The sequence below is a fragment of the Streptomyces viridochromogenes DSM 40736 genome (assembly GCF_000158955.1).
Lineage (GTDB): Bacteria > Actinomycetota > Actinomycetes > Streptomycetales > Streptomycetaceae > Streptomyces > Streptomyces venetus.
Map to the genome: position 1 here is coordinate 292,591 of NZ_GG657757.1, position 10,089 is coordinate 302,679.

Genomic DNA, 10,089 nt, shown 5'->3' on the forward strand with positions numbered 1-10,089 from the left:
TGATCGGCGCCATGCTGCTACCCGCCAAAGCCGAAGTCGCCCGGCAGTTGCGGCGTTACCGGGCCTGGGAACGCGTGATGCTCGCGGCACCGAACGACCGCACGGTCCGGGCCACGTTCGAGGACTCCGGTTACACGCTCTGCGTGCTGATGGGGAAGCGGTGCGCGCGGGAGGCTGCGGACGCGGCCGAGCGGTACCTGCGCACGCCCCAGGTCACCTATCTGGAGGAGCAGAGCGAACGGCCCCTTCCGGCCGCGGCGGTCGGGCGAAGACCGCCGGCTGCGAAGCGGCGCTCCCCGGCGGCCATGTAGCGCCCCTCCCGCACGTCTTGTCCCCTGAACCGGGCCCGCGGGCCCGGCTTTCGACCACGGTGGAGGTGAGGACCATGAGCAGGACCCGGGCCATCGGCCGTGTCCCGGTGCGGGATGTCCGCCCGGCCGTGGAGAACGGCAACCGGCCGGCCAAGGCGGTCGTGGGAGAGACGTTCGAGGTCACCGCCACCGTGTTCCGGGAGGGGCACGACGCGGTCGCCGCCAACGTCGTCCTGAAGGATCCCGAGGGCCGGCCCGGGCCGTGGACGCCGATGCGGGAGCTGGCCCGCGGCACGGACCGGTGGGGCGCGGAGGTCACCGCGGACGCCGTCGGCCGCTGGACGTACCGGGTGGAGGCGTGGAGCGATCCGGTCGCCACCTGGCGCCGTACGGCGGGCATCAAGGTGCCGGCGGGTATCGACCCGGGTCTGGTCCTGGAAGAGGGTGCCGAACTTCACGAGCGAGCGGCGGCCGGCGTGCCGAAGGAGGACGGCCGCGCTGTGCTGCTCGGCGCGGCGAAGACGCTGCGCGACGACTCGCTGACCCCGTCGGCGCGGTTGGCGGGGGCGTTGACGCCGGAGGTGGACGAGGTGCTGGCCCGGCATCCGCTGCGGGACCTGGTCACCACCTCCGAGCCGCTGCCGCTGCTGGTCGAGCGGGAGCGGGCCCTTTACGGCTCCTGGTACGAGTTCTTCCCGCGTTCCGAGGGCACCCGCACCCAGCCCCACGGCACCTTCCGCACCGCCGCCCGCAGACTGCCGGCGATCGCCGCGATGGGCTTCGACGTGGTCTACCTGCCCCCGATCCACCCCATCGGCACCACCTTCCGCAAGGGCAAGAACAACTCCCTCTCCCCCGGCCCCGACGACGTCGGCGTGCCCTGGGCGATCGGCTCGCCCGAGGGCGGCCACGACGCCGTCCACCCCGCCCTGGGCACCCTGGAGGACTTCACCTGGTTCGTGGACCAGGCCCGGGACCTGGGCCTGGAGGTCGCGCTGGACTTCGCCCTGCAGTGCTCCCCGGACCACCCCTGGGTGCAGAAACACCCCGAGTGGTTCCACCACCGCCCCGACGGCACCATCGCCTACGCCGAGAACCCGCCCAAGAAGTACCAGGACATCTACCCCATCGCCTTCGACGCCGACATGGACGGCCTGATCGCCGAGACCGTGCGGGTGCTGCGGCACTGGATGGACCACGGCGTGCGGATCTTCCGGGTGGACAACCCGCACACCAAACCGGTCGTCTTCTGGGAGCGGGTGATCGCGGAGGTCAACCGCACCGACCCCGACGTGATCTTCCTGGCGGAGGCGTTCACCCGCCCGGCGATGATGCACACCCTGGCCCAGATCGGCTTCCAGCAGTCCTACACCTACTTCACCTGGCGCAACACCAAGCAGGAACTGACCGAGTACCTCACCGAACTGTCGGGCGAGGCCGCCTCCTACATGCGGCCCAACTTCTTCACCAACACCCCCGACATCCTGCACGCCTACCTCCAGACCGGCGGCCGGCCCGCCTTCGAGGTCCGGGCCGTGCTCGCCGCGACCCTCTCCCCCACCTGGGGCATCTACTCCGGCTACGAGCTGTGCGAGAACACCCCGCTGCGCGAGGGCAGCGAGGAGTACCTCGACTCGGAGAAGTACCAGCTCAGGCACCGTGACTGGGTCACCGCCGAACGCGAGGGGCGCACCCTGACCCCGCTGCTGACCAGGCTCAACACCATCCGTCGGGAGAATCCGGCCCTCCAGCAGCTGCGCGATCTCCACTTCCACGAGGCGGACCAGGAAGCGGTGATCGTCTATTCGAAGCGGAAGGGTTCGAACACGGTTCTGGTGGTCGCCAACCTCGACCCGCACCACGCCCAGGAGGCGACGGTCTCGTTGGACATGCCGCAACTCGGCCTGGACTGGCACGAGTCGGTGCCGGTGCGCGACGAGCTCACCGGCGAGACCTACCACTGGAGCAGGCACAGCTACGTGCGTCTGGAGCCGGGGCGGGCTCCCGCGCACGTCTTCCACGTCCTGTCACCGCCCGCCGCGGGGGCGAACGGAGGGACAGGAACGTCATGACCGTGAACGAGCCCGTGCTGGACACCTTCGAGGACACTCCCGCAAGGGACCGGGACCCGGACTGGTTCAAGCGCGCCGTCTTCTACGAGGTGCTCGTCCGCTCGTTCCAGGACAGCGACGGCGACGGCGTCGGTGACCTGAAGGGCCTGACCGCAAAGCTCGACTACCTCCAGTGGCTCGGCGTCGACTGCCTGTGGCTGCCCCCGTTCTTCAAGTCCCCCCTGCGCGACGGGGGTTACGACGTCGCCGACTACACGGCCGTGCTGCCGGAGTTCGGTGACCTGGCCGACTTCGTGGAGTTCGTCGACGCCGCCCACCAGCGCGGCATGCGCGTGATCATCGACTTCGTCATGAACCACACCAGCGACCAGCACCCGTGGTTCCAGGAGTCGAGGAAGGACCCCGACGGGCCCTACGGCGACTACTACGTGTGGGCCGACGACGACAAGGGTTATCCGGACGCGCGGATCATCTTCGTCGACACCGAGACGTCGAACTGGACCCACGACCCGGTGCGGGGCCAGTACTTCTTCCACCGCTTCTTCTCGCACCAGCCGGATCTCAACTACGAGAACCCGCGCGTCCAGGAGGAGATCCTGGCCGCGCTGAAGTTCTGGCTGGACCTGGGCATCGACGGCTTCCGCCTGGACGCCGTGCCGTACCTGTACGCGGCCGAGGACACCAACTGCGAGAACCTGCCCGCCACCCACGCATTCCTCAAACGGGTCCGTCGCGAGATCGACGCGCAGTACCCGGACACCGTGCTGCTGGCCGAGGCCAACCAGTGGCCCGAGGACGTCGTCGACTACTTCGGCGACTACCCCAGCGGCGGCGACGAGTGCCACATGGCCTTCCACTTCCCGGTCATGCCGCGCATCTTCATGGCGGTGCGGCGCGAGTCGCGCTACCCGGTCTCCGAGATCCTGGCCAAGACGCCGGCCATCCCCTCGGGCTGCCAGTGGGGCATGTTCCTGCGCAACCACGACGAGCTCACGCTGGAGATGGTCACCGACGAAGAGCGCGACTACATGTGGGCCGAGTACGCCAAGGACCCACGGATGCGGGCCAACATCGGCATCCGGCGCCGCCTCGCGCCCCTGCTGGACAACGACCGGCACACCATCGAGCTGTTCACCGCGCTCCTGCTGGCCCTCCCCGGCTCACCGATCCTCTACTACGGCGACGAGATCGGCATGGGGGACAACATCTGGCTCGGCGACCGCGACGCGGTCCGGACACCGATGCAGTGGACACCCGACCGCAACGCCGGGTTCTCGACCTGCGACCCGGGCCGCCTCTTCCTGCCGGCGATCATGGACCCGGTCTACGGCCATCAGGTCACCAACGTCGAGGCGTCGATGTCGTCGCCCTCGTCGCTGCTGCACTGGACCCGCCGCATGATCGAGATCCGCAAGCAGAACCCCGCCTTCGGCCTCGGTACCTACACCGAACTTCCCTCCTCCAACCCGGCGGTGCTGGCGTTCCTGCGGGAGTACGAGGACGACCTGGTGCTGTGCGTCAACAACTTCGCGCGCTTCGCCCAGCCCACCGAGCTCGATCTGCGCGAGTTCGCCGGGCGGCACCCGGTGGAGCTGTTCGGCGGAGTCCGCTTCCCGGCCATCGGCGAACTGCCGTACCTGCTGACCCTCGGGGGCCACGGCTTCTACTGGTTCCGGCTCAACCGAGTCGCATCCCGCATCGGCAGGCGACTGTGAGCACGCGCCGACGAAAGGAGGCGTGACCATGCCGAAGACGGCATCCGTCCGCCCCGGCCCCACGCGCCTGGCCGAGCCCATGGAGTCGCTCGGCGTACTGCTGCGTGACTGGCTGCCGCGACAGCGCTGGTTCGCGGGCAAGGACCGGCCCGTCACCGAGCTCGGCCTGCTGTCGATGACCGAGCTGTTCCCGGGCTGTCTGCACCTGCTGGTGCACGCCGGCCACACAGGCGTGCCCTCGCCCGGCGGGGCCCTCCCGGCCGGCGACTGCTACCAGCTGCTGCTCGGCGTACGGGAGCACCCGTCACCGCGCCTCGGCCGGGCGCTCATCGGACGGGTGCAGGACGGGCCGCTCGCCGGCCTGACGGTCTACGACGCGCTGCACGACCCCCGCTCGGCCCAGTTGCTCCTGGACCGGCTGCGGCTTCCCGGCACCGCGGGCCCCCTGCGCTTCGACTGCGACCCGGACCAGGAGGTGCCCGCCGGACTGGTGCCGCGGCTGCTGGACGCGGAGCAGTCCAACTCCTCGCTGGTGTACGGCGACGAGTACATCCTGAAGGTCTTCCGGCGGATCCAGCCGGGGGTCAATCCCGATCTGGAGGTGCCGGGCGCGCTGGTTCGTCAGGGCTGCCACCGCGTCCCCGCACCCGTGGCCTGGTTCCAGACGAAGCATCCGTTCAGGGCCACGCTCGGCGTGCTCCAGCCGTACCTGCGGGACGCCTCCGACGGCTGGACGCTGGCGCTGCACGCCCTGGCCGCCGGCGACGACTTCACGGTGCAGGCCCGGGCGCTGGGCGCGGCGACGGCGGACGTGCACCTCGCGCTGGCCTCGGCCTTCCCGGTCGGCGCGCCCGGGGAGAACGGGCGCACGGCGGCGGCGATGACCGAGCGGCTGGACGCCGCCGCGCACTGTGTGCCCGCGCTCCAGCCGTTCGTGCCGGGCCTGCGGACCGCGTTCGCCGCCCTCACCACCTGCGATGCCGGTCCGCCCGCTCAGCGCATCCACGGCGACCTGCACCTGGGCCAGGTACTGCGGGCCGGGCGCGAGTGGTTCGTCATCGACTTCGAGGGCGAGCCGTCCCGGCCGCTCTCCGAACGGCGCAGCGCCCACTCCCCCGTGCGGGACATCGCCGGGATGCTGCGCTCGTTCGACTACGCCGCCCGGCAGCGCCGCCCCTGGCGGCCGGAGTGGGCGCGTCGCTGCCGCGAGGCCTACTGCGCGGGCTATGCCGCCCGGGCCGGCTGGGACCCCCGCAAGAAACACGGACTGCTCCGCGCCTACGAGACGGACCGGGCCGTGTACGAGGTGCTGTACGAGGCACGGCACCGCCCCGACTGGCTGCCTGTACCGATGGCGGCGATCGAGCGCCTCGCTGTGAGAGGAGACTGAGCCGTGGCCCTGCGCGACACCTCAATCCCGGAGCCGGCCGGCCCGCTCCCGAACACGACCGCGTCCGCCCTGAGCCCGCAGGACCGCGGGCGCCTGCTGGCGGGCGCCCATCACGATCCGCACGCGCTGCTGGGCGCCCACCCCGTTCCCGGCGGGATCGTGTTCCGGGCGCTGCGGCCCTTCGCCCGTTCCGTGAGCGTCGTGATCGGCGGGAAGCGCACCGCCCTCGTCTCGGAGGGCGACGGTCTCTTCTCGGGTGTGCTGCCGCTGGCGGAGATCCCCGAGTACCTGCTGCACGTGGCCTACGAGGGCGGCGAGCAGGAGACGCACGACCCGTACCGCTTCCTGCCCGCGCTCGGCGAGCTGGACCTGCATCTGATCCGCGAGGGCCGGCACGAGCAGCTCTGGCAGGCGCTCGGCGCACAGCCGATGACCCACGAGGGCGTGACCGGCACCCGCTTCACGGTGTGGGCGCCGAACGCGCAGGGCGTGCGGGTCGCCGCGGACTTCACCCACTGGGACGGTACGCAGTTCCCGATGCGGTCCCTGGGCGCCTGCGGGGTGTGGGAGCTGTTCCTGCCGGGCGTCGGCGAGGGCACCGCCTACAAGTTCGAGATCCACTCCCGGTACGGCCACCGCTTCCTCAAGGCCGACCCGATGGCGCGCCGCACGGAGGAACCGCCGAACACGGCGTCGATCGTGACGGCCTCGCACTACGAGTGGGGCGACGCCGAGTGGATGGCGCACCGCGCGGACACGCCGGTGCACGAGGCGCCGTTCTCGGTGTACGAGGTGCATCTGGCGTCCTGGCGCCCGGGGCTGGACTACCGCGGGCTCGCCGAGGAGCTTCCGGCGTACGTCAAGGACCTCGGCTTCACGCACGTCGAACTGATGCCGGTCGCCGAACATCCCTTCCACGGCTCCTGGGGCTACCAGGTCACCGGGTTCTACGCGCCGACCGCGCGGCTTGGCTCCCCCGACGACTTCCGGTACTTCGTCGACGCCTGCCACCGGGCCGGCATCGGCGTGATCATGGACTGGGTCCCGGCGCACTTCCCGAAGGACGACTGGGCGCTGGCCCGGTTCGACGGGGACCCGCTGTACGAGCCCGGGGACGACCGGCGCGCCGAGCACCCGGACTGGGGCACGTACGAGTTCGACTTCGCCCGCACCGAGGTGCGCAACTTCCTCGTGGCCAACGCGGTGTACTGGTGCGAGGAGTTCCACATCGACGGTCTGCGCGTGGACGCGGTCGCCTCGATGCTCTACCTCGACTACTCGCGCGAGGACGGCCAGTGGGAGCCCAACGCCTACGGCGGCCGGGAGGATCTGGCGGCCATGGGGTTCCTCCAGGAGATGAACGCGACCGTGTACCGGCGCGCTCCCGGCGTGGTCACGATCGCGGAGGAGTCCACCGCCTGGGGCGGGGTGACCCGGCCCACCGACACCGGCGGGCTCGGTTTCGGGCTGAAGTGGAACATGGGCTGGATGCACGACTCGCTGGAGTACCTCGCCCACGAGCCGGTGCACCGCAAGTACCACCACCACGAGATGACCTTCTCGATGGTGTACGCCTACAGCGAGAACTACGTGCTGCCGATCTCCCACGACGAGGTCGTGCACGGCAAGCAGGCACTGGTGTCGAAGGCGCCGGGCGACTGGTGGCAGCGGCGGGCGAACGTTCGCGCCTATCTGGGCTTCATGTGGAGCCATCCCGGCAAGCAGCTGCTGTTCATGGGGCAGGAGTTCGCGCAGGGGGCCGAGTGGTCGGTGGAGCACGGGCCGGAGTGGTGGCTGCTCGACGACGGCTACCACTCGGCGGGCGACCACCGGGGCGTGCGCGATCTGGTCCGCGACCTGAACGCGGCGTACCGGGCGACCCCGGCGCTGTGGCAGTGCGACACCCGCCCGGAGGGCTTTCGCTGGGTGGCGGTGGACTCGGCCGACGACAACGTCTTCGCGTTCCTCCGATACGACGCCGAGGGCAACCCGCTGCTCGCGGTGTCGAACTTCTCCCCCGTCGTCCGGCACGACTACGACCTGTGGGTCCCGGACGAGACCGAGGCCTGGCAGGAGAGCCTCAACACCGACGCCACGCGCTACGGGGGCAGCGGCGTCACCAACCCGGATCCGGTGAAACGGGAGGACGGCCGTGTCCGCATCACCCTGCCTCCGCTGGCCACGGTCTGGCTGACGCCGTTCGCTCCGTGAAGTCCTGCCGTCGCGCCAGGTGTCCCGCCGCCTGTGAGGGGCACTAAGGGTCGTACCCACCGGGAGAACCCGGTGGGTACGAGGCGGCAGGGGCACAGAAGGGCGGGCATCAGGGTGCGCACCGTCGGAGTGGAGGAGGAACTCCTCCTGGTCGATCCGGAGACAGGGGAACCGCGGGCACTGTCCGCAGCAGTGCTCGCCCGGGCCGCGCAGAACGACGCGGAGCAGGACGTCTTCGAGAAGGAACTCCACGAGCAGATGCTGGAGTTCGCCACCCATCCGCAGTCGTCCATGGAGAGCCTGCGCGCGGAGATCGTCCGCTGCCGCAAGGAGGCCGCCCGGCACGCCGGGGAGATCGGCTGCACCGTCGCGGCGCTCGCCACCTCCCCGCTGCCGGTGAGCCCCGCCATCGGCGTCAACCGGCGCTACCAGTGGATGGCGGACCAGTACGGCATCGCCACCCGGGAGCAGCTCGTCATGGGCTGCCATGTGCACGTCTCGGTCGAGTCCGAGGACGAGGGCGTGGCGGTCGCCGACCGGCTGCGGCCCTGGCTCCAGGTCCTGAAGGCGATCAGTGCGAACTCGCCGTTCTGGCAGGGCAAGGACTCGGGTTACAGCAGCTATCGCAGCAGGGTGTGGCTGCGCTGGCCGTCGGCCGGTCCCACGGAGATCTTCGGGTCGGCCGAGCGCTACCACCGTCTGATCGCGGACATGGTGGCCACGGGCGTCATCCTCGACGACGGGATGATCTACTTCGACGCCCGGCTGTCCCAGCGGTACCCGACGGTGGAGATCCGGGTCTCGGACGTCTGCCTGCACTCCGGCACCGCCGTGCTGGTCGCCATGCTCGCCCGCGGGCTGGTCGAGACCGCCGCGCGCGAGTGGCGGGAAGGCCGCGAACCGCTCGACCACAGTGTCACCCTGCTGCGGCTGGCCGACTGGCAGGCCGCCCGTTCCGGTCTGGCGGGCGAGCTGCTGCACCCCGTGACCATGCGGCGGATGCCCGCGGAGGCGGTCGTCCGTGCCCTGCTGGACCACGTCGAGGAGGCCCTCGCGGGCACCGGGGACCTCGATCGGGCACGGACCGCCTGCGAGGAACTGCTGCGGAACGGCAACGGTGCCCAGGTGCAGCGCGCGCTGATGGAGCGCACGGGGAGCCTGCGGGACGTCGTCACCGAGTGCGTGCGCCTCACCCAGGCGTGAGGCGTCCCGGCTGCCGCGCGGTTCACAGGATCAGGACGAGGGCGTAGGCCAGGAAGAACGCCGCGACCAGCACCACGAGGACGATGATCGCGGCCAGCGGTGCCCTGGACCAGCCCTCGGGCGGGTTGTGCGTCTCCCGGGGCCCCGCCTCGGGCAGGCTGCTCTCCGCCGGCGGGGTCTCGCCCGGCGGTACGCCGCCGCCCGGTTCCAGGCCCGTGGTGCGCTCGGGTTCGGGATCAGGACTGATGTGACTCATGCCGTCCGGGTCCCCCCTCACGCCGAGATCATCAGATGAACCACTTCCGTATTTCCCGACCCCTGAGGCGCCCTCCTCGACTACATTCGAGCCCCGCCGATGACGGTACCCGTCGGCAACGTCACACCCCGTACACGTCAGGAGCAGTGCATGCGCGACCTCGCCGTCGCCCCACCGGCCGTTTCGCCCCTGACCGGCGGGCTCGCCGACAGCGTCTTCGAGACGGCGGAGCGCGAGCCCACCCGGCCGCTGCTCGCCCGCCGCGCCGACCCCGCCTCCGCCCGCTGGCAGGAGGTGACGGCGATCGAGCTGCGCGACGAGGTGGTGGACGCGGCCAAGGGGCTGATCGCTTCCGGGATCGCGCCGGGCCATCGCGTGGCGATCATGGCGCGCACCCGGTACGAGTGGACGGTCCTGTGCTACGCGCTGTGGGCCGTGGGGGCCGAGGTCGTCCCGGTCTACCCGACGGCGTCGCGGGACCAGGTCGAGTGGATCCTGCGGGACGCCGGCTGTGTCGCCGTGGTGGTCGAGGACGAGCAGGGCGTCATGACCGTCGGCTCGGTGTGCGCGTCGCTGCCGTTGCTGCGCCACGTCTGGCAGTTGGACGCGGGTGCGCTGGAGGAACTCGCGGTGCGCGGGGAGTCCGTCCCGCTGGCCACGGTCGACTCGATGCGCCGCATCGTGCTGCCCGACTCCACGGCCGTCGTCGCCTACACCTCCGGCACCTCCGGCCACGCCATGGGCTGCGCCCTCAGCCACCGCAACCTGGCCGCCCCCTGCGACACGCTGATCTCGGGCTGGGGACACACCGCGGCACCCGCCGGTGAGCAGGGCTCCGTGCTCGCCTTCCTGCCCTTCTCGCACGTGTTCGGGCTGATGATCCAGGGCCTGTGCCTGCGCGGCGCCCTGCTGGTGGGGCACCAGGCCGACC

At 71.0% G+C, this 10,089-nt stretch carries 8 protein-coding genes; 7 read left to right on the forward strand and 1 reads right to left on the reverse strand.

Translation table 11 applies throughout. The features are described from left to right. Nucleotides 1–11: 11 nt before the first annotated feature. The 6 genes from SSQG_RS01375 (at nt 12) to SSQG_RS01400 (ending at nt 8,902) form a co-directional block, all read left to right on the forward strand. Complete coding sequence (locus SSQG_RS01375; protein ID WP_003987853.1) at nt 12–311, forward strand: DUF5133 domain-containing protein; 300 nt, start codon at nt 12–14, stop codon at nt 309–311. Nucleotides 312–385: 74 nt separating this feature from the next. Next, nucleotides 386–2,383: an alpha-1,4-glucan--maltose-1-phosphate maltosyltransferase gene (locus SSQG_RS01380; protein ID WP_039931743.1), complete on the forward strand. Its 1,998-nt coding sequence runs from the start codon at nt 386–388 to the stop codon at nt 2,381–2,383. Further along, nucleotides 2,380–4,098 (forward strand): maltose alpha-D-glucosyltransferase, encoded by a 1,719-nt coding sequence (gene treS, locus SSQG_RS01385; protein WP_003987855.1) that lies wholly within the window; start codon nt 2,380–2,382, stop codon nt 4,096–4,098. The genes SSQG_RS01380 and treS overlap by 4 nt, the downstream gene beginning before the upstream one ends. A gap of 28 nt (nt 4,099–4,126) precedes the next feature. Then, on the forward strand, nt 4,127–5,488 hold the full coding sequence (locus tag SSQG_RS01390; protein ID WP_039931744.1) for a maltokinase N-terminal cap-like domain-containing protein: 1,362 nt from the start codon (nt 4,127–4,129) through the stop codon (nt 5,486–5,488). A 3-nt stretch (nt 5,489–5,491) separates the two neighbouring features. Next, nucleotides 5,492–7,699 (forward strand): 1,4-alpha-glucan branching protein GlgB, encoded by a 2,208-nt coding sequence (gene glgB / locus SSQG_RS01395; RefSeq protein ID WP_003987857.1) that lies wholly within the window; start codon nt 5,492–5,494, stop codon nt 7,697–7,699. A 114-nt stretch (nt 7,700–7,813) separates the two neighbouring features. Beyond that, nucleotides 7,814–8,902, forward strand: coding sequence for a glutamate--cysteine ligase 2 (locus tag SSQG_RS01400; protein WP_003987858.1), 1,089 nt, complete (start codon nt 7,814–7,816; stop codon nt 8,900–8,902). Between the two features lie 22 nt (nt 8,903–8,924). Here the strand turns inward: SSQG_RS01400 and SSQG_RS01405 are convergent, their stop codons facing one another. Then, nucleotides 8,925–9,158, reverse strand: a complete 234-nt coding sequence (locus SSQG_RS01405) for a DUF6480 family protein (RefSeq protein WP_039931745.1) — start codon at nt 9,156–9,158, stop codon at nt 8,925–8,927. A gap of 150 nt (nt 9,159–9,308) precedes the next feature. Here SSQG_RS01405 and SSQG_RS01410 point away from each other — a divergent pair. Beyond that, nucleotides 9,309–10,089 (forward strand): AMP-binding protein (locus SSQG_RS01410; protein WP_039931746.1); only part of this gene is annotated, 781 nt, incomplete at its 3' end.